The sequence below is a fragment of the Pseudomonas sp. Irchel s3f10 genome (genome assembly GCF_900187515.1).
In the GTDB taxonomy this organism is placed as follows: domain Bacteria; phylum Pseudomonadota; class Gammaproteobacteria; order Pseudomonadales; family Pseudomonadaceae; genus Aquipseudomonas; species Aquipseudomonas tensinigenes.
The window spans coordinates 228,692-246,292 of sequence record NZ_FYDZ01000005.1 but is presented as its reverse complement, the minus strand read 5'-3'; the positions used below and the strand labels follow the sequence as shown (position 1 = coordinate 246,292).

At 59.5% G+C, this 17,601-nt stretch carries 18 protein-coding genes; 8 read left to right on the top strand and 10 right to left on the bottom strand.

From position 1 onward, the window contains the following. The 5 genes from CKW17_RS14150 to CKW17_RS14130 form a co-directional block, all read right to left on the bottom strand. Positions 1–471 (bottom strand): arsenate reductase ArsC, encoded by a 471-nt coding sequence (locus CKW17_RS14150; protein ID WP_095120302.1) that lies wholly within the window; start codon positions 469–471, stop codon positions 1–3. Positions 472–486: 15 nt separating this feature from the next. Continuing rightward, the gene (locus CKW17_RS14145) at positions 487–834 is read right to left on the bottom strand and encodes a metalloregulator ArsR/SmtB family transcription factor (RefSeq protein ID WP_095120301.1); all 348 of its coding nucleotides are present in this window, start codon (positions 832–834) and stop codon (positions 487–489) included. A 148-nt stretch (positions 835–982) separates the two neighbouring features. Beyond that, a complete protein-coding gene (locus CKW17_RS14140; RefSeq protein ID WP_095120300.1) occupies positions 983–1,414 on the bottom strand; it encodes a VOC family protein in 432 nt (143 codons plus the stop codon). After that, positions 1,404–1,856, bottom strand: coding sequence for a GNAT family N-acetyltransferase (locus tag CKW17_RS14135; RefSeq protein WP_095120299.1), 453 nt, complete (start codon positions 1,854–1,856; stop codon positions 1,404–1,406). The genes CKW17_RS14140 and CKW17_RS14135 overlap by 11 nt, the downstream gene beginning before the upstream one ends. 74 nt (positions 1,857–1,930) lie before the next feature. Beyond that, complete coding sequence (locus tag CKW17_RS14130) at positions 1,931–2,836, bottom strand: LysR family transcriptional regulator (protein ID WP_095120298.1); 906 nt, start codon at positions 2,834–2,836, stop codon at positions 1,931–1,933. Positions 2,837–2,969: 133 nt separating this feature from the next. Here CKW17_RS14130 and CKW17_RS14125 point away from each other — a divergent pair, with 133 nt between their 5' ends. After that, positions 2,970–4,622 carry a GMC family oxidoreductase gene (locus CKW17_RS14125; RefSeq protein WP_095120297.1) on the top strand — a complete coding sequence of 551 codons (1,653 nt, stop codon included), beginning with the start codon at positions 2,970–2,972 and terminating at the stop codon, positions 4,620–4,622. 130 nt (positions 4,623–4,752) lie between these two features. Next, positions 4,753–6,375 (top strand): MFS transporter, encoded by a 1,623-nt coding sequence (locus CKW17_RS14120; RefSeq protein ID WP_095120296.1) that lies wholly within the window; start codon positions 4,753–4,755, stop codon positions 6,373–6,375. A 51-nt stretch (positions 6,376–6,426) separates the two neighbouring features. Here the strand turns inward: CKW17_RS14120 and CKW17_RS14115 are convergent, their stop codons facing one another. Both CKW17_RS14115 and CKW17_RS14110 read right to left on the bottom strand, forming a co-directional pair. Next, positions 6,427–6,795, bottom strand: a complete 369-nt coding sequence (locus CKW17_RS14115; RefSeq protein ID WP_095120295.1) for a DUF427 domain-containing protein — start codon at positions 6,793–6,795, stop codon at positions 6,427–6,429. 291 nt (positions 6,796–7,086) lie between these two features. Then, the gene (locus CKW17_RS14110) at positions 7,087–8,493 is read right to left on the bottom strand and encodes a serralysin family metalloprotease (RefSeq protein WP_095120294.1); all 1,407 of its coding nucleotides are present in this window, start codon (positions 8,491–8,493) and stop codon (positions 7,087–7,089) included. A 277-nt stretch (positions 8,494–8,770) separates the two neighbouring features. Here CKW17_RS14110 and CKW17_RS14105 point away from each other — a divergent pair, with 277 nt between their 5' ends. The 3 genes from CKW17_RS14105 to CKW17_RS14095 all read left to right on the top strand — a co-directional run bounded on the left by CKW17_RS14105 (position 8,771) and on the right by CKW17_RS14095 (position 12,109). Further along, on the top strand, positions 8,771–10,717 hold the full coding sequence (locus CKW17_RS14105) for a DNA topoisomerase III (RefSeq protein ID WP_095120293.1): 1,947 nt from the start codon (positions 8,771–8,773) through the stop codon (positions 10,715–10,717). A gap of 48 nt (positions 10,718–10,765) precedes the next feature. Next, on the top strand, positions 10,766–11,269 hold the full coding sequence (locus tag CKW17_RS14100; protein WP_095120292.1) for a GNAT family N-acetyltransferase: 504 nt from the start codon (positions 10,766–10,768) through the stop codon (positions 11,267–11,269). A gap of 510 nt (positions 11,270–11,779) precedes the next feature. After that, positions 11,780–12,109 (top strand): hypothetical protein, encoded by a 330-nt coding sequence (locus CKW17_RS14095; protein ID WP_095120291.1) that lies wholly within the window; start codon positions 11,780–11,782, stop codon positions 12,107–12,109. A 331-nt stretch (positions 12,110–12,440) separates the two neighbouring features. On the opposite strand, the gene cynR is transcribed toward CKW17_RS14095, so the two are convergent. Continuing rightward, on the bottom strand, positions 12,441–13,328 hold the full coding sequence (gene cynR / locus CKW17_RS14090; protein WP_095120290.1) for a transcriptional regulator CynR: 888 nt from the start codon (positions 13,326–13,328) through the stop codon (positions 12,441–12,443). A gap of 121 nt (positions 13,329–13,449) precedes the next feature. On the opposite strand from cynR, the gene cynS reads away from it, so the two are divergent. The 3 genes from cynS (at position 13,450) to CKW17_RS14075 (ending at position 14,907) form a co-directional block, all read left to right on the top strand. Next, positions 13,450–13,917, top strand: a complete 468-nt coding sequence (cynS, locus tag CKW17_RS14085) for a cyanase (protein WP_016982959.1) — start codon at positions 13,450–13,452, stop codon at positions 13,915–13,917. A gap of 81 nt (positions 13,918–13,998) precedes the next feature. After that, positions 13,999–14,235, top strand: a complete 237-nt coding sequence (locus CKW17_RS14080; RefSeq protein WP_095120289.1) for a DUF2790 domain-containing protein — start codon at positions 13,999–14,001, stop codon at positions 14,233–14,235. A 12-nt stretch (positions 14,236–14,247) separates the two neighbouring features. Further along, entirely contained in the window at positions 14,248–14,907 is a 660-nt protein-coding gene (locus tag CKW17_RS14075; protein ID WP_095120288.1) for a carbonic anhydrase, read from the top strand. Positions 14,908–14,957: 50 nt separating this feature from the next. Here the strand turns inward: CKW17_RS14075 and CKW17_RS14070 are convergent, their stop codons facing one another. Beyond that, positions 14,958–16,460 (bottom strand): aldehyde dehydrogenase family protein, encoded by a 1,503-nt coding sequence (locus CKW17_RS14070; protein ID WP_095120287.1) that lies wholly within the window; start codon positions 16,458–16,460, stop codon positions 14,958–14,960. A 180-nt stretch (positions 16,461–16,640) separates the two neighbouring features. After that, positions 16,641–17,549 carry a glutaminase B gene (gene glsB, locus CKW17_RS14065; protein ID WP_034152462.1) on the bottom strand — a complete coding sequence of 303 codons (909 nt, stop codon included), beginning with the start codon at positions 17,547–17,549 and terminating at the stop codon, positions 16,641–16,643. Between the last annotated feature and the right edge of the window lie 52 nt (positions 17,550–17,601).

Below are 17,601 nucleotides of genomic sequence, written 5' to 3'. Positions count from 1 at the left end.
TCAGAGAGAGCCGATACGATCCAGCTCACGCTGGAGTTCAGCGCGGCTGAGTGCTTTAAATGGCAGGCCGAGGAAGGTCGCGCAGCGCCGCTCGATGATCGCCAGCGTGGCAGCAAATGCCGCGTCCACGGCGGCATCGTCACCGAGCACATCCGAGGGATCTGCCAGGCCCCAATGGGCTTTGAGTGCGGGGCCGAAGTACACCGGGCAGCTCTCACCGGCGGCCTTGTCGCAGACGGTGATGACAATGTCTGGCGGATTGTCTTCGAACGCGTCATTGCCTTTGCTGTACAAGCCATCGATGGCAATGCCGGCCTGTTGCAGCGTCGACAGGCTGCGCGGCAACACTTGGCCCCTGGGGAAACTTCCGGAGCTCACGGCCTCGAATCCGGGGCGCGCCAGATGATTGAACATGGCTTCGGACAGGATGCTGCGGCAGCTGTTGGCCGTGCACATAAACAGAATTCGCATGGTTTTCTTGCTTCCTCAGCAGCAGGCGGTTTCACGGACAGGACGCCCGTCCATGTTCTGCAGGCGGGCGGCGTTGTCCTTGAGCCAATCGGCGTTGGCTTTGGACGTCACTTGCAGAATCTCGCGCACCCACGCCGGCAGCTCCGGATTGAGCCGGTAATAGACCCACTGGCCCTGACGGCGATCGAGCAGCAAGCCATTGCTGCGCAGTTGCGCGAGGTGGCGGCTGATTTTCGGTTGGCTGTCGTCGAGCGCACACATCAGCTCGCAGACGCAGAGTTCACCTTGATCGGAAATGAGCAGCATGGCGCGGACGCGGGTTTCGTCAGCGAGGCTCTTGAAGACTTCGGTGGGAGTGATCATGGGACGGGTTCTGTACATATGGAAATTCGAATATACGGATATCCATATATTAATCAACCCCAAGAATTTCCTTTTTGCCAAAGCGCTGTAGAAGGCACAGTCTTCAATGCCGCAAGCAACGTCATTCCTGCCAGCCCTGCAAACGGGACTACAGGTGCGTGTCCACCGGCGCGACGATCTCTACTTTGATCTTGCCCGGATCCTCACAGTAGAGGGCGTAGTGCTCCGGGCCGCCGGCGTACGGATAGGCGCTCTCGTAGAGAAGACGAAAACCGGACGTTCGCAGCCAATCCGCCATTTCATACACTTGCGCCTGTGAACCCGCCTGGAACGCCAGATGATTCAAGCCCACGCCCCGGCGGTTAAAGCCCTGTTGCAGATCGCTTGCCTGAACGAACACCAGGTAGGTGCCGTTGAGAATAAAGCTGCACCCGGCGGGCCAGTTTTGATGCTGCGCATAACCCAGCATCAAGAGCAACGGCTGCCAAAAACGCAGCGAGACTTCCAGCGATGAGACATTGATTTCAACGTGATGAAGCCTGCCGGTTTTGGGTGTACTGCCCAGATCGCTATTGGTCATCGGCGGCATTTCCTTGGGTTGCACCAAGGGTTTTCAACAGCGTATGACGACTCCACGGGCCGCAGTATTCAGGCACGTGCGCGATCAATCGGTAGCCGCAGCGGGTGTACCAACGGGCGACGTCGTCATCCAGCGTTTCGATCAACGCATCCACGCACGCCCTTTCAACCGCTAACGCCTCAAGCTTGTGCAACGCCTGAGTACCCAGCCCGGTTCCGCGCCATTGCGCGTCGATCCACAGGTAATTGACAAACAGGCGCCGGAATTCGGTTCTGCCGGTAGCGCCGCCGATCAGTGTTCCCTCCTCCATCAGTGCACAGGCGATGGCTTCAGCTTGCCCGCCGCGCGCCTCAGACAAGGCTCGGCCATGCCGTAAGACGCCGTCACTGATGGCCTTCAAGGTGTCCGCATTGATGTCGCGAACGCTAAGCCATTCCCTCATTGCTGCTCTCCATTGCCAAAGGCTTTGAAGCTATTCAAGCAAAAGCGGCGCCAACAGCAGCACAGCCAGAAGGATTAACGGATGCCAACCTGCGATCTGCCCAGCAACAACCCCTGCTCCGCTTCACATAACCCCACCACATAATCCCAGACCACCCGCAGCCGCACCGACTTGTGCAACTCCCGCCGCGTGCTGATCCAGTAGCTGCGCTCGATGCTTTCATCCGGCAGCAACGGCACCAGATCGGGATCCGACTCGGCCATGTAGCAAGGCAGCACTGCAATACCCAATCCCGACCGCGCCGCTTCCTGCTGAGCAATAACGCTGGTGCTATGGAACACAACCCGAGGGCTGCGGCAGAAGCTGTTGAGAAACATCAGTTCCTGGCTGAACAGCAAATCATCGACATAACCGATCCACGCATGCCGCCCGAGGTCTTCGCGGCTTTGCAGTGGCGGCGCCTTATCGAGATAGCGTTGGCTGGCGTACAACGCGAGTCGATAGTCGGTGAGTTTGCGCGTCACCAGCATGTCCGCCGCCGGGCGCTCCAGATGAATGCTGATTTCCGCCTCGCGGTTGAGAATGCTGACAAAGCGCGGCACCGCGACCAGTTCCACTTCCAATCCCGGATAGCGCTCGAACAAGCCGATCATGCGGCTGGCGAGAAACTTGATGCCTAGCCCTTCGGTGACGCCAACACGAATCTTGCCCAACGGCGCAGTGGATTGGGTGATTTCCTCCTGCGCCAGCAACGCAACGTTTTCCATCGCCTCAGCGTGTTTAAGCAGCGCCTCCCCCGCCGGGGTCATTTCGTAACCTTGCGCGTGCTGGACGAACAGCGCGGTGCCGAGGCTTTTTTCGATGGCTTCGATATGGCGGGCGACGGTGGCGTGGGTGGTGTTGAGGCGGCGGGCAGCGGTGAGCAGGCGGCCGCTGCGTTGCAGTTCGAGAAAAAACCGCAGGTCGTTCCAGTCGAACATGGCGTGTCCTTGTCGGCTATGGTCTATGCAGGCTGTTTGAAAACGCACAGCGGCTGCGCAAAAACTAACATTCTTTTAACGAAAGCTAACAACTAGAGTGTCCGACAATAAAAACAAAAAGCGAGGTCAGGGAATGCAGACTTCCCTCGATGAATACGACTACATCGTGGTCGGCGCCGGCCCTGCCGGGTGTTTGTTGGCCAATCGACTGTCCGCAGATCCGCAGCAGCGCGTGCTGTTGCTCGAAGCCGGCGGGCGCGACAACTATGCGTGGATTCACATTCCTGTCGGTTACCTGTTCTGCATCGGTAACCCGCGCACCGACTGGTGCTTCAAGACTGAAGAACAACCGGGCCTCAACGGCCGCGCGCTGAGCTATCCGCGCGGCAAAGTGCTGGGCGGTTGTTCGTCCATCAACGGCATGATCTACATGCGCGGCCAGGCCAACGATTACGATGGCTGGGCGGCCGAGGGCAATCCGGGCTGGGCTTGGAATGACGTGTTGCCGCTGTTCAAACAGAGCGAAAACCACTTTGCCGGCGCGGCTGAATTTCACGGCGCCAAGGGTGAGTGGCGGGTTGAACAGCAGCGCCTGTCGTGGCCGATTCTGGATGCGTTTCGCAGTGCCGCCGAGCAAAGTGGCATCGCCAGCATCGACGACTTCAATCAGGGCGACAACGAAGGTTGCGGCTACTTTCAGGTCAATCAGAAATCCGGCGTGCGCTGGAACGCGGCGAAGGCGTTTTTGAAACCGGTGCGTGACCGGGCGAATCTGACGGTGCTGACCGGGGTTGAGGTGGATCGGGTGTTGCTGGAGGGCGGTCGCGCTTCAAAAGTCAGCGCGCGTCACGAAGGTCAGACCAAGCAATTCAAGGCGCGCAAGGAGATCGTCCTGTGTGCCGGCGCGGTCGGATCACCAAGCATTTTGCAGCGCTCCGGGATTGGCCCGCGACCGCTGCTAGAACGCCTCGGCATCGGCGTGATTCATGAGCTGCCGGACGTCGGCGGCAACCTGCAGGATCACCTGCAATTGCGCCTGATCTACAAACTGGAAAACGCGCGCACGCTGAACCAGATCGCTGGCAGCGTGTGGGGCAAGATGGGCATGGGTCTGCGTTATCTGTATGACCGTAGCGGGCCGCTGTCGATGGCGCCGAGTCAGTTGGGCGCGTTTGCGCGTTCGGGGCCGGAGCAGACCTCGGCGAATCTTGAATATCACGTGCAGCCACTGTCGCTGGAGCGCTTTGGCGAACCGTTGCACAGCTTTCCGGCGTTTACCGCTTCGGTGTGCGACCTGCGTCCGCAGAGTCGTGGACGCATCGACATTCGCTCGGCGGATCCGCAGGAGGCGCCGCTGATTCAGCCCAACTATCTCAGTCATCCTGAAGATCTGCGCGTGGCAGCGGATGCGATTCGCCTGACCCGACGCATTGTCAGCGCGCCTGCCCTGCGTGCGTTCAAACCGGTGGAATACCTGCCCGGCGCCAGCCTGCAAAGTGATGAAGAGTTGCAGCAAGCGGCAGCGAAGATCGGCACGACGATTTTCCACCCGGTCGGTACCTGCCGCATGGGCAATGACGGCGATGCGGTGGTCGATGCACAACTGCGTGTACACGGCGTGCCCGGGTTGCGCATTGCCGATGCGTCGATCATGCCGCGGATCACCTCGGGCAACACCTGTTCGCCTACGCTGATGATTGCCGAAAAGGCTGCTCAACTCATTCTCAATTCCAAAGCTGTAAACACCGAACCTGTAGGAGTGAGCCTGCTCGCGATGACGGAATAACATTCAACATCTGCGTTGGCTGATACACCGCCATCGCGAGCAGGCTCACTCCTACAGGGGATATGCGTTTGATTCATGGACATCGAGCACCAGTGGAACAACAAAAACAATCACTGTGAGGGATACCGATATGTCAGAACACGTTCAGCCGCTGGACGCCGTGCGCAGCGCCGAGACCAGCCCGGATACACGCAAAGTCATCTTCGCTTCCTCACTGGGAACGGTGTTCGAGTGGTATGACTTCTTCCTCTACGGCGCGCTCGCGGCGGTGATCAGCAAGCAGTTTTTCGCCGGGGTCAACGACACCACGGCGTTCATCTTTGCGCTGATGGCCTTCGCCGCAGGCTTTATCGTGCGGCCGTTCGGGGCGCTGGTGTTCGGTCGGTTGGGGGACATGATCGGGCGCAAATACACCTTTCTCGCGACGATCATCCTGATGGGCGTGGCGACGTTCTGCGTCGGTCTGCTGCCGACCTACGCCAGCATCGGCATCGCCGCGCCGATCATTCTGGTGGTGCTGCGCATGCTGCAGGGCCTGGCGCTCGGCGGTGAATACGGCGGCGCAGCCACCTACGTGGCGGAGCACGCGCCGATTGGCAAACGCGGTTTCCACACCAGCTGGATTCAGTCCACCGCCACTCTCGGCCTGTTGCTGTCGCTGCTGGTGGTGCTCGGTTGCCGCTACTTCACCGGCGATCAGTTTGAGGTGTGGGGCTGGCGTATTCCGTTCCTGCTGTCGATCGTGCTGCTGGGCATTTCCACCTGGATTCGCCTGAGCCTGCACGAGTCGCCGGCGTACCTGAAAATGAAAGAGGAAGGCAAAACCTCGAAGGCGCCGATCCGCGAATCCTTCGGCAAATGGGAAAATCTCAAAGTCGTGCTGATCGCCCTGTTCAGCATCAACGCCGGCCAAGCGGTGACCTTCTACGCGGCGCAGTTCTACGTGCTGTTCTTCCTCACCCAGTTCCTGAAAATGGACCCGGCGGTGGCCAACACTTTGTTGATCATCAGCGTGGTCATCGGCGCACCGTTCTTCATCTTTTTCGGCTGGCTGTCAGACAAGGTCGGGCGTAAACCGGTGCTGATGCTGGGCTTGCTGCTGGCCACGGCGCTGTACTTCCCGATCTTCAAATCCCTCGCGCATTACGCCAACCCGGCGATCGATCAGGCCAGCCGTCAGGCGCCGATCACCGTGCTGGCGGATCCGGCGACCTGCACCTTCCAGTTCGACCCGGTGGGCAAAGCCAAATTCGACAGCCCGTGCGACAAGGTCAAAACCTTCCTGGTCAAGCAAGGCCTGCCCTACTCCAGCGCCGCTGCGCCTGCTGGCAGCGCCGTGCAAGTGAGCGTCGGCGACGTCAAACTCGACGGCTTCGATGAGGCTTCACTCCGCGGTGCGATCACCCTGGCCGGCTACCCGCAACAGGCCGATCTGCAGCAAATCAACAAACCGATGATCGTCGCCCTGATCGTGGCGCTGATCATCATCTCGGCGATGTGCTACGGCCCGCTGGCGGCGCTGATGGTCGAACTGTTCCCGACGCGCATTCGCTACACCTCGATGTCGCTGCCGTACCACATCGGCAACGGCTGGTTTGGCGGGTTCCTGCCGACGGTGTCGTTTGCGCTGGTGGTGTACACCGGGGACATCTTTTACGGGCTGTGGTATCCGGTGTTGATTACCGGGGTGAGCCTGGTGGTGGGGATGATCTGTTTGCGTGAGACGAAGAATATCGATCTCGACAAGAACTGAAACTCAACCAGCCAAATATCGGCGAGGGCATTTACCCTCGCCTTTTTTTGCTCAGGCATCAGCCTTGATCACTTCGAACTTCACCTGATCCGGATAAAACGCCACGTAGTCCTTTATCGGCCCGACCGATATTTTCGGTTTCTCATAAGTCCACACCGCGTTCGCCCCCTCATGACCAGGCACTTGCAGGCTGAAGTAGTTGGCGTCGCCCTTGTACGGGCAATAACTGGTGTGGTCGGTGCGGGCGAAATACTTTTCGTCGATGTCTTCGCGGGGGACGTAATAGACCGGCGGGTAGTTGGCCTCGTTGAGGATCAGTACGTGGGAGGACGCGGCGACCTGGATGCCGTGGAATTTAACTATCAGGCAGCCGGGAAGTTGTTCGAGGGTGATGACGGGACTGGGGCCGGAGGTTTTCATGGGGGGTTCTCCTGGATACGGCGAAGAGACCGGTTCAGGTATAGCCCATTGGTTATGGTTGGGGTGGATTTACAGCTGAACGGCCCTTTAACATCAAAAGCCCCTCACCCTAGCCCTCTCCCCGAGGGAGAGGGAACTGACCGAGTTGTCTGGCGAAATCCATCGACCTGAAAAATCGAGTCGATTATGGATTCAAAGCCAATCGTTCAAGTCGGTGAATTTCGCCAATATCCCCCAATCGGTCCCCTCTACCTCTGGGAGAGGGTTAGGGTGAGGGCCGCTCTTAAGGCATCACGCAACAATATCAGTCGCCACCGCCTGCCCCACCACACCCACGGCAAAGTCCACCGAACCCTGCCCCGTCAGATCAACCATCAGGCTGGTCTGATTGGTCTGCGCGAAGTAGGTCAGAATCGCATCGCCCGCATGCCCAGTAAAACCGCTGACAAAGTTCAGCGACGCCGCGCCCGTGGCGAAACCGGCGATCCCCGACAGGTCGATCTTGTCCAGCCCGCTGGTGAAATCCATGATCCAGTCCGGCGCGGTCATGGTCGAGTCGCTGGCAGCACCGAATACGAAGGTGTCTGCACCTGCACCGCCCCACAAGGTATCGCCACCGCCACCACCGTAAAGGATGTCATTACCGGCACCGCCAACCAGTTCGTTGGCAACGGCGTTGCCGATCAGCAGGTCATTGCCTGAACCGGCGAGGGCATTTTCCACTGTCACGCCGTGAGCAATGGAAACGTTACCGACCAGGCCGCCAACATCGGAGAACGAGCCTTCATTGAGGTTGATCTTCTGGTTCTGGCTGAAACCGGAGAAATCCAGCGTGTCATTACCGCCGCCATCCCACACCGAGAAAACCACTTTGGAGGAGGCCGAAGTGGCGCTGTAGAAATCGCGCTCGGCGTTGGAGTTGAAACCGTAGGTGGTGTCGTCGGCGCGGGTCGCGTAGTTGGCACCATACAGTTTCTGCACCGCGACGATATCGTCCAGCAACGGCGCCGAAGCGTACGCACCGCTGCCGGCCTTGCTGAAGTTCTGGTCGGTGTTGGCTTCGCTCCAGTAGCTCATCAGGCTGTAGCCGCGAGTGTCTTCGGCGTACTTGGCGTCGTTATAGGTCGGGTTGCCATTACCGGCGTTGTACGCGCCCGGGTGTGACAGGCCCAAGGTATGGCCAATCTCGTGGGTCAGGGTCTGGCGCCCGTAGTTGTTGGTGTCCGGGGTTTTGTTGACCTGATACTGATCGTTGATCAAGTACCACGACTGCCCGTCATAGCTGCCGCCGCTCGGCAGGTAAGCGAACGCTGCGCCACCGGTGCTGACATCGTAGTTACCGAAGGTCATGTGGCCATCGCCGCCCTTGCCTTCAGTGAAGGTAACGTTGGCGACGTCGGCCCAGGATTGCATGGCCAGCACCGCCTGGGCCTTTTGCTGGACGCTGAACTCGCTGAAGTTACCCAGTTTGACGTTGTAGTTCGCCGGTTCCTCGGTCAGGAAGGTGTAACTGAGGTCGATCTTGCCGTCAGCGTTCTTGTCGCCCCACGACAGACCTTTACGCAGGATTTCATCCGCAGCCTGGTCGGCAGTGAATGAGGGTTTGCCGTTGACCAGCCCGACGCCACGGTCATACAGGTGGCTGAAGGTATCGATTTCGTCGAAGGCGCTGCTGGTTTTCGATTTGGCTTGAGCCATGATGGACTTCCTTGTTTCTGAGTAGTCAGTGTCGACAGACCACGGCGATCTTCTGGCGAGATCGTCCTGTCACTCGCGTGTTTGAATCGCCGAAAAACCTGACACACACGCAAACCGGGTGCTACTCAATTTCTCGATAGCCGGGCCTGCGTCCCTGTATTACCCGTCACCTGCTGCAATGCTTTTTGTCTGTATATCCATACAGATAAAAGTTGCCCCTGACGCCAAGTCCGGCCATTCTGTGCACCTGTTCGGACTTTGATCGACGATGGTGGTTATGCGGCTGTACCTCTGTGAAAAACCCTCCCAGGCCAAAGATATTGCGGCCGTGCTCGGCGCCAAGCGTCGGGGCGACGGCTGCTGGCTGGGAACGGACGTCACGGTGACCTGGTGCATCGGCCACTTGCTCGAAACCGCGCCGCCGGATGCCTATGACGCGCGCTACAAGCGCTGGGTGCTGGCTGATCTGCCGATCATCCCGGACAAGTGGAAAATGACCGTCAAGCCGCGCACCGCCAGCCAGTACAAAGCGGTCAAACGCCTGCTCGGCGAGGCCAGCGAACTGATCATCGCCACCGACGCCGACCGTGAGGGCGAGATGATCGCCCGGGAACTGGTCGAGCACTGCCGTTATCGCGGGCCGATCCGCCGTTTATGGCTCTCGGCGCTGGACGAAGCCTCGATCCGCAAAGCCTTGGCCGCGCTGAAACCGGGGGCCGAAACCTTCAGCCTGTATCACTCGGCGCTGGGACGCTCGCGGGCGGACTGGCTGATCGGCATGAACATGAGTCGGCTGTTTACACTGCTGGGGCGACAATCGGGTTATCAAGGCGTGTTGCCAGTAGGCCGGGTACAGACACCGACCTTACGGCTGGTGGTTGATCGCGACCGCAGCATCGCCGATTTCGTGCCAGTGCCATTCTGGGCGATCGATGTTGATCTGCTGCACAACAGCATTCCGTTTACCGCGCAGTGGCGCGCGCCGTCGGATGTTTGTGATGATCAGGAGCGCTGCCTGAATCAGGCGCTGGCCCAGCAAGCGGCCGCCGCCATCAACGGCGCTGCCAGTGCCCGGGTGGTCAAGCTGAAAACCGAGCGCATGCGCGAAGTGGCGCCCCTGCCCTTCGATCTCGGCACCTTGCAGGAAGTTTGCTCGAAGAAACTCGGCCTCGGTGCGCAGGAAACCCTAGACATTGCTCAGGCACTCTACGAAACCTACAAAGTCATCACTTACCCGCGCAGTGATTGCGGCTACTTGCCGCTAAGCCAGCACAGTGAGGCGCCGGGGATTCTCGTGGCGTTGCGTCAGGCTGATCCGAGCCTCGAAGCGCTCAACGGGTTTCTGGAGCCGCAACGCAAATCCCGCGCGTGGAACGACGCCAAGGTCAGCGCTCACCACGGCATTATTCCCACCGCAGCGGCGAAGAATCTAGAGCGCCTGAGTGGCAAGCACCGCGCGGTCTATACGCTGATCCGCGCGCGCTATCTGGCGCAGTTCCTGCCCAATCACGAATACGATCGCACCCAGGCCGATTTCGATTGCGCCGGTGAAGCCTTGCGCGCGGTGGGCAAGCAGATCATCGAAGCAGGCTGGAAACGTGCCCTGCCCGAGGCACTGGCGCCGGCCACGGGCCGCGAAGCACCCGCACCGCAAACCTTGCCGACCCTTAGCCAAGGCGTCGAATGCGCCATCGCCGCTGTGAAGCTCAAGGATTTGTGGACGCAACCGCCCAAACCCTACACCGAGGGCGATCTGATCAAGGCGATGAAAAACGTCGCCAAACTGGTGGAGGATCCGCTGCTCAAACAGAAACTCAAGGACACCACCGGTATCGGTACCGAAGCCACCCGTGCTTCGATCATTCAGGGTTTGATTGACCGTGGCTATCTAGTGAAAAACGGCAAGGCCCTCGCCGCCACCCCGGCCGCGTTCAGCCTGATCGACGCCGTGCCGCGCGCGATTGCCGACCCCGGCACCACGGCGATCTGGGAGCAGGCGCTGGACATGGTGCAAAGTGGCGAAATGAGCCTTGAAGAGTTCGTCACCAAACAAGCGGCATGGATGAGCAAACAGGTGACGCGCTGCTCCAGCCTCAGCCTGACCATCAGCGGCCCGCCACCTGCCGGTAAAGCCGCAGCGCCGTGGAAGAAGAAACGCAAATCATCGACCCGCAGCAAAACCACAGGTACAACCAAACGCGCGCCGAAAGCAGCAGGCAAATAAAACCCGCTAGTGTTTCTGCAAGACTCAGCACTTTCAGGAACCCGGCGCATGGCCAATATCGAACTGCACCCTGCTCAGCGCGATGAGCTGGAAATCATCGAAAACCTCATGCAGTTCTACATGTACGACTTCAGCGAATGGCTGCCGCTGAAGCTCGCCGAACACGGCTTCTTCTCCATCCAGCCGAAAATCGACTACTGGCGCCACCCGGCCACCCAACCATTTCTGATTCAGGTCGACGGCGAACTGGCCGGCTTCGTGACCGTCGATAACGAAATCCACATTCCCGGCGCCGAACACAACATCGGCTACTTTTTCATCGCGCGACGCTTTCGTGGCCAAGGCGTCGCGCAGTTTGTCGTCTCTGCCCTCTTGAGCCAGATCCCCGGTCAATGGCAGATTTTCCATATCGACGCCAACCTGCCGGCGCAGCGCTTCTGGGCCAGGCTGATTCCGTTGATGAGCAATGGCCACTTCACCCTGCAGCAGCGCGAAGTAGACGGTTATCCGTGCACCTTCTACGGGCTGCGCACGCCTTTTTCCGTTGCCTGAACGGATTCTTTCTCATTCCAAAACAGCTTTGTCCGACAATATGTAGTGAACAAAAATAATCACTACAAAACCGTTGACGGCGTCGTTTTGCTTTTGCATGATGAAGACGTTCCCCGATCGGGAACATCGGTAACACGCTTGAGCAAACTCGTCTGACCGCCGAGTTGTTTTTTCCGGATACACGCTGCCCACAAGGCAGATTGAAGAAGCTGACCTGGCCTGAACGTCCAGTACAAGGACGAGAAGCGCTGGCGAAAATTCTCAAGACGCTTGTGGTCGACACGGTAAATGTCGTCAAGGAGCCTCCCGGTTTTCGCTGCTTCTCCTCGTTGTGACGCTATTGCGTAGCAGTTATTCAACACGACTACATGCAACAGATGCACGACCCCGTACTTCACACGGGCGAGCGCTGACGTCCTGGTTTCGGTGCCAGGGATCAACTAACCGATGGGCTACCTGTATTAGCGAATCAACTTTGAAAGATCACCAGACTGGTCAAGGGGCAATATCATGAATCTGAACAATCAACCTACTATCGAAGAACTGGCTCGTATGTTCGCTGCGCAGAAAGACAGCCACGACAGCCATATTCTGTGGATCAGCAAGTCGGGGCAGGTGCATATCGACTGCCTGGCGACTCATGCTGACGAAGACGAGTTCGACCGCAACCACCAGAACCTGCTGGCCCGCCTGAAGATGTACCGTCGCGGCCACGGTTATGTTGGCAAGAAAGCCGCGGCCGACAAGGACTTCATCGGTAATGTTCTGCAAACGCTGAAACAGGCGTGGGGTTCGATGCAGAACAAGAATGAAGTTCGGGTGATTGATCGGTTCTGCTGAGTTAGTCATTAAATAATTGAAAGGCCTGTTTCCTTGACGAAAGCAGGCCTTTTTTTGTTCGCTTGCATTGATTTGGCGTGACTGGAATTGTAGCCCCTCACCCCAGCCCTCTCCCGAGGGAGAGGGAGCCGATTTGTGCTGCGCTCAAAATTTTAGTTCGGCTCAAAATTTTCAGGTCGACGTAAATTGCACAAACACATCGGTCAGTCCCCTCCCGAGGGAGAGGGAGCCGATTTATGGCGCTTTCAGAACCTGAGTTCGACTCAGGTTTCTCAGGTCGGCGTAAATCGCACAAACACCTCGGTCAGTCCCCTCTCCCTCTGGGAGAGGGTTAGGGTGAGGGGCTTCCCATGCCCAACACCAATTCCACAAACGCCACCGCCGCCGCACTGTGATAATTATTGCGCCGCCGCAACACCGCCGCCCCACGCTGCGGCGCGTCACTCTCCACCCGCAACCGGCGCAACGCCCGATCTTCCGTCGCAATCGCTTCCGGCAACATCGTCGCCATCGGCGAACAACGCACCACTTCCAGCAACGTACTCACCGAGTTCACCTCGATCCGCACCTGCGGCGTAATCCCGTGTTGGCGAAAATACTCATCCACCGATAACCGCGTGATGAAGTCAGGCGCCAGCAAAGCGAAATCCAGCGAAGCGACATCCCCCGGTGTCAGCACCGCCGCACTGTCATACAGCGGATGCTCACGCCCGACCATGATCCCCAGCGTTTCGGTAAACGCCGGAATGCACTCGATCTCAGGACTGCGCACCGGCGTAAACGCAATCGCAATATCCAGTGAGTCATCCGCCAGCCCCGCCTCGATGTCGTCCATCGACAGCTCGAAAATCTGCAAATGAATCCCCGGATACCGCGCGGCAAAATCGCGCACCAACGGCCCGACCAGATACGCCATGAACGTCGGCGTCATCGCCAGACGCAACGTCCCGCGAGACAAATCCTTCACGTCATGCAACGCGCGTTTACCCGCCTCCAACTCCACCAGCACCCGTCGCGCGCATTCGATGTAGGCCTCGCCAGCATCGGTGGGTTTGACCGTACGCGAAGTGCGATCAAACAGGCTCACCCCAAGGGTTTCTTCCAATTGGCGAATCTGCTGCGACAGGGTTGGCTGCGACACATGCAACGCCTCGGCGGCACGGGTGAAGCCGCCGTGATCGGCAACGGCCAGCAGATAACGCAAATGTCGCAGCAGCATGGGAAATACCATCTATAGGCAGGACTTATGCCAAGCATTGTATATCGGTCTTGGACGCTATGGATGAATCGGCAGAAGATCAATCCCACACAGCAAGCCAACCCCTGAAAGGAGTGACACCATGCAACAGTCCCACGCCTACAACGACACCAGCCTGGCCCTGACCACCCGCGTTCTCGACGCCAAGGCACGCAAAGATCTGTCGTGGCAGGATCTGGCCGACGGCACCGGCCTCAGCCTGGCGTACGTCACCGCTGCCCTGCTCGGCCAGCACCCGCTGCCAGAAAACGCCGCACAAGTGGTTGGCGACAAGCTTGAACTGAGCGCTGAAGACGTCGCGGCGATGCAGATCATCCCCCTGCGTGGCAGCCTCAGCGGCGTACCGACCGACCCGACCATCTACCGCTTCCACGAGATGATCCAGATCTACGGCACCACCCTCAAAGCGCTGGTTCACGAGCAGTTCGGCGACGGCATCATCAGCGCGATCAACTTCAAACTCGACATCAAGAAAGTCGAAGACCCGGAAGGCGGCTCCCGCGCCGTGGTCACCCTCGACGGCAAGTTCCTGCCCCTGCGTCCGTTCTGATCCGCACCGGCCCGCACCCTGCGTGCGGGCCAACACACCTCAAATGGCTACCCGTCATCCAACATATCTGGAGGCTGCCCCATGCATAAAATTCTGTTGATTCTGGCCCTGCTCGGCGGCTTCGGCGCCCAGGCAATTGCCGCTGACGAGGCCGTCGCCTACCGCTACGGCATGCAACTGGATATCGCCCAAGTGCTGAGCATCACCCCGGTTGCCGATGTGTGTGGCGTGGTGCCGGTGGAGATGACGTATCTGGACAGCCACGGCGGCAAACACATTCTTCAGTACAGCGAATTCGGCAGCGGTTGCTCGAACTGAGAGGACAACACCATGAAAAACCTGATTGATGGCTTCCTGAAATTCCAGAACGAAGCGTTTCCGCAACGCACCGAACTGTTCAAACACCTGGCAACCACGCAACAGCCCGGCACCTTGTTCATCACCTGTTCCGACAGCCGTGTCGTGCCGGAACTGCTGACCCAGCAAGAACCCGGCGAGCTGTTTGTGATCCGTAACGCCGGCAATATCGTGCCGTCCTACAGCCCGCATCCGGGCGGGGTTTCGGCAACGGTGGAATACGCAGTGGCGGTACTCGGGGTGACCGACATTGTCATCTGCGGGCATTCGGACTGCGGTGCGATGACCGCGATTGCCCAGTGCAAATGCATGGATCACTTGCCCGCCGTCAGCGGCTGGCTGCAGCATGCCGAGTCGGCAAAAGTGGTGAATGAAGCGCGGCCGCATGCCAATGACGCGGCGAAATTGAGTTCGATGGTGCGCGAAAACGTGATCGCGCAATTGGCGAATATCCAGACCCACCCGAGCGTGCGTCTGGCCCAGGAAAAAGGCCTGCTGAACCTGCATGGCTGGGTGTATGACATCGAGACTGGCTCGGTCGATGCGCTGTCCTCGGACCGCCGCACGTTTGTGCCACTGGCCGAGCAACCGGCGACTTGCGCGATCCATGCACAAACCACCCACGCTGCCTGAGCATTGATCGTTCCCACGCTGGAGCATGGGAACGATCACAGACTACGAGATCAGCGTTTTACGGTGAGGTCGATCTGGGTCATCCGGCTACGAACAGTGAACACGCCATCCCCCGAAAGAATCGCACTGCGCGCAAACAAGCGCCCGCTCTCCCAGTTCGAAAGACCCAGCTCCGGCTTGTTCAACGCATACTGCCCATCGACCCAACGGGTAATGCCATTGCCCACGAACGGCGCATTCACCGCGTTGTAGAAACGCTCTTGCACGGCTGCGTCCTCACTGATCAACGACACGGTAAATTGCGGGCTGTAGCGGTTGAACAGCGCAATCGCCTGATCCAGATCATCGACGATCATCAGGCTTACTTCCGGGGTTTCTTCCCATTCCCACTCGCGGCCCAACTCGGACTCTGCCAAGGGTTCTGCCAGTGCCTCGGTCTGATAGCCCTCGGCGCGATAAACCTCGACGGTTGTGTTCTGCCACTCGCTTGGCAGGTAACTCTCGCTGCCTTCGACGATGTGCAATTTGCAGCCTTGGCCACGCGCAGTACCGGCCTGTTGCAGCGCATCAAGAAACAGCGGCACCAATTCCGCCGCGCGATCACGCTGGATCAGGCAGACGTTGAGGGTGTTGCAGACTTTGCGGTCCAGCGAGTTGCGCACCACGGCGGCGAAGCGTTTGGCATCGGCCGCACGATCCGCGATCAACCATGCGCCACCCGTGCCGTGCAGGCTGACGGCGGTGCCGGCCTGCTGGGCAATGCTGCCCAACTGACTGACCGCACGACCCGAACCGCGCGCGACGGCCAACGACAAACGGCGGTCAGCGAACATCGCCCAACCGGCGGCATGATTGACGCTTTCCACCAACGACACCGCACCGGCCGGCAGACCAGCATCGGCCAGCGCCGGGTTCAAGGCGTGAGTGACGATGGCTTGCGCGGTACCCAATGCATCGCTGCCGATACGCAGCACGGCGGTGTTGCCGGTGCGCAAGACACCGGCGGCGTCGGCGAACACGTTCGGCCGGCCTTCAAAGACAAACGCGACGATGCCCAGCGGCGAAACCACTTGCTCGACCTTCCAGCCGTCATGCTCGACGCTGCTGATGACTTTGCCGCGCGTTGCCGCCGCATCTCGCCAGGCACGCAGGCCGGCAATCATATCGCCGCGCATGCGCTCATCGGCGAGCAAACGGGTGGTGGAGCGGCCGCGCGCCTTGGCCCGCTCGATGTCGGCAAGGTTGGCGGTTTCGATGTGCGCCCAGCAGTCCGGGGTTTCCAGACGTTGCGCGAACAAGTCGAAGAACTTGCTGATGGCCTCATCGGACACCGCCGACAAGGCAGTGAATGCCGCTGCCGCACGCTCGATCGCCACGGACGCCGCTTGCTGATCCGCCACGGGGATCAGCAGCAACTCGCCACTGACCTGCTCCACCAAAAGGTGGTCACCGGGCTGAAAGCGCGCGGCCAGTTCGGGGCTGACCACGGTGACGCGGTTACCAGCGAAAGGGATCGGCGTGCCAGCGACTAGACGTTCGAGCGCAAGAGACATGAAGCGGATTCACCATGCAGGGAGCGGCCGGAAAATGTATAGGAACACCCTCCCCCCAGGCAACACAAAACCCCTTGTAGGAGTGAGCCTGCTCGCGATAGCGGTTGATCAGATACACACATGTTGACTGACACTACGCTATCGCGAGCAGGCTCACTCCTACATGGATTGGGTTTCAGATCAAAATACTGACCAGCCAATCCGTGAACTGAGCATCTCCAGCGCCGCCATCCCCGCCAGCGAATTGCCGGCAGCATTCAACTCCGGCGACCATACGCACACCGTGAACTGCCCCGGCACCACCGCAACAATCCCGCCGCCGACGCCGCTCTTGCCCGGCAAGCCAACGCGATAGGCGAAGTTGCCCGCCTCGTCATACAGCCCGCTGGTGGCCATGATCGAGTTGACCTGTTGGGTTTGCCGACGCGTGAGGATCTGTTCGCCGCTGTGTTTGCAGAACCCGTCATTGGCCAGAAAGCAGAACGCCCGCGCCAGATCGATGCAGTTCATCCGTAACGCGCAGTGGCTGAAATAGCTGCGCAGCACCGCTTCGACATCGTTGTGAAAATTGCCGAAAGACTGCATCAGATACGCCATCGCCGCATTGCGCGCGCGGTGCTGGTATTCGGAGTCGGCGACTTTGCCGTCGATCATGATCTGCGGATTGCCGGACAGGCGCCGGACGAAATCGCGCATCGACAGGGTCGGTGCGGCGAAGCGCGACTGGTTGATGTCGCAGATCACCAGCGCACCGGCATTGATGAACGGGTTGCGTGGTCGACCGCGCTCGAATTCCAGCTGCACCAGCGAGTTGAACGGCTGCCCGGACGGCTCGTGACCGAGGCGTTCCCAGATCGCTTCGCCGGAGTGATCAATCGCCTGCACCAGGCTGAACACCTTGGAAATACTCTGCACCGAGAACGGCGTCTCGGCGTCACCGGCGCAGTACATCTCGCCGTCGTTGCCGTACACGGCGATGCCCAGCTGATTGGCCGGCACGGTGCCGAGGGCCGGAATGTAGTCAGCCACCTTGCCCTGCCCGATCAGCGGGCGGACAGCGTCAAGAATCTCGTTCAACAGCGCTTGCATGCCGGGTTCCGAAGTCTCGCCCCATGGGATTGCGGGGACACTGGGGCTAGAC

Coding starts and splice junctions, on each gene's coding strand:
- CKW17_RS14150 (WP_095120302.1), bottom strand. CDS start 471: ATGCGAATTCTGTTTATGTGCACGGCCAACAGCTGCCGCAGCATCCTG.
- CKW17_RS14120 (WP_095120296.1), top strand. CDS start 4,753: ATGTCAGAACACGTTCAGCCGCTGGACGCCGTGCGCAGCGCCGAGACC.
- CKW17_RS14110 (WP_095120294.1), bottom strand. CDS start 8,493: ATGGCTCAAGCCAAATCGAAAACCAGCAGCGCCTTCGACGAAATCGAT.
- cynR (WP_095120290.1), bottom strand. CDS start 13,328: ATGCTGCTGCGACATTTGCGTTATCTGCTGGCCGTTGCCGATCACGGC.
- CKW17_RS14080 (WP_095120289.1), top strand. CDS start 13,999: ATGCATAAAATTCTGTTGATTCTGGCCCTGCTCGGCGGCTTCGGCGCC.
- CKW17_RS14100 (WP_095120292.1), top strand. CDS start 10,766: ATGGCCAATATCGAACTGCACCCTGCTCAGCGCGATGAGCTGGAAATC.
- CKW17_RS14140 (WP_095120300.1), bottom strand. CDS start 1,414: ATGACCAATAGCGATCTGGGCAGTACACCCAAAACCGGCAGGCTTCAT.
- cynS (WP_016982959.1), top strand. CDS start 13,450: ATGCAACAGTCCCACGCCTACAACGACACCAGCCTGGCCCTGACCACC.
- CKW17_RS14070 (WP_095120287.1), bottom strand. CDS start 16,460: ATGTCTCTTGCGCTCGAACGTCTAGTCGCTGGCACGCCGATCCCTTTC.
- CKW17_RS14125 (WP_095120297.1), top strand. CDS start 2,970: ATGCAGACTTCCCTCGATGAATACGACTACATCGTGGTCGGCGCCGGC.
- CKW17_RS14145 (WP_095120301.1), bottom strand. CDS start 834: ATGATCACTCCCACCGAAGTCTTCAAGAGCCTCGCTGACGAAACCCGC.
- CKW17_RS14130 (WP_095120298.1), bottom strand. CDS start 2,836: ATGTTCGACTGGAACGACCTGCGGTTTTTTCTCGAACTGCAACGCAGC.
- CKW17_RS14115 (WP_095120295.1), bottom strand. CDS start 6,795: ATGAAAACCTCCGGCCCCAGTCCCGTCATCACCCTCGAACAACTTCCC.
- CKW17_RS14095 (WP_095120291.1), top strand. CDS start 11,780: ATGAATCTGAACAATCAACCTACTATCGAAGAACTGGCTCGTATGTTC.
- CKW17_RS14105 (WP_095120293.1), top strand. CDS start 8,771: ATGCGGCTGTACCTCTGTGAAAAACCCTCCCAGGCCAAAGATATTGCG.
- CKW17_RS14075 (WP_095120288.1), top strand. CDS start 14,248: ATGAAAAACCTGATTGATGGCTTCCTGAAATTCCAGAACGAAGCGTTT.
- glsB (WP_034152462.1), bottom strand. CDS start 17,549: ATGCAAGCGCTGTTGAACGAGATTCTTGACGCTGTCCGCCCGCTGATC.
- CKW17_RS14135 (WP_095120299.1), bottom strand. CDS start 1,856: ATGAGGGAATGGCTTAGCGTTCGCGACATCAATGCGGACACCTTGAAG.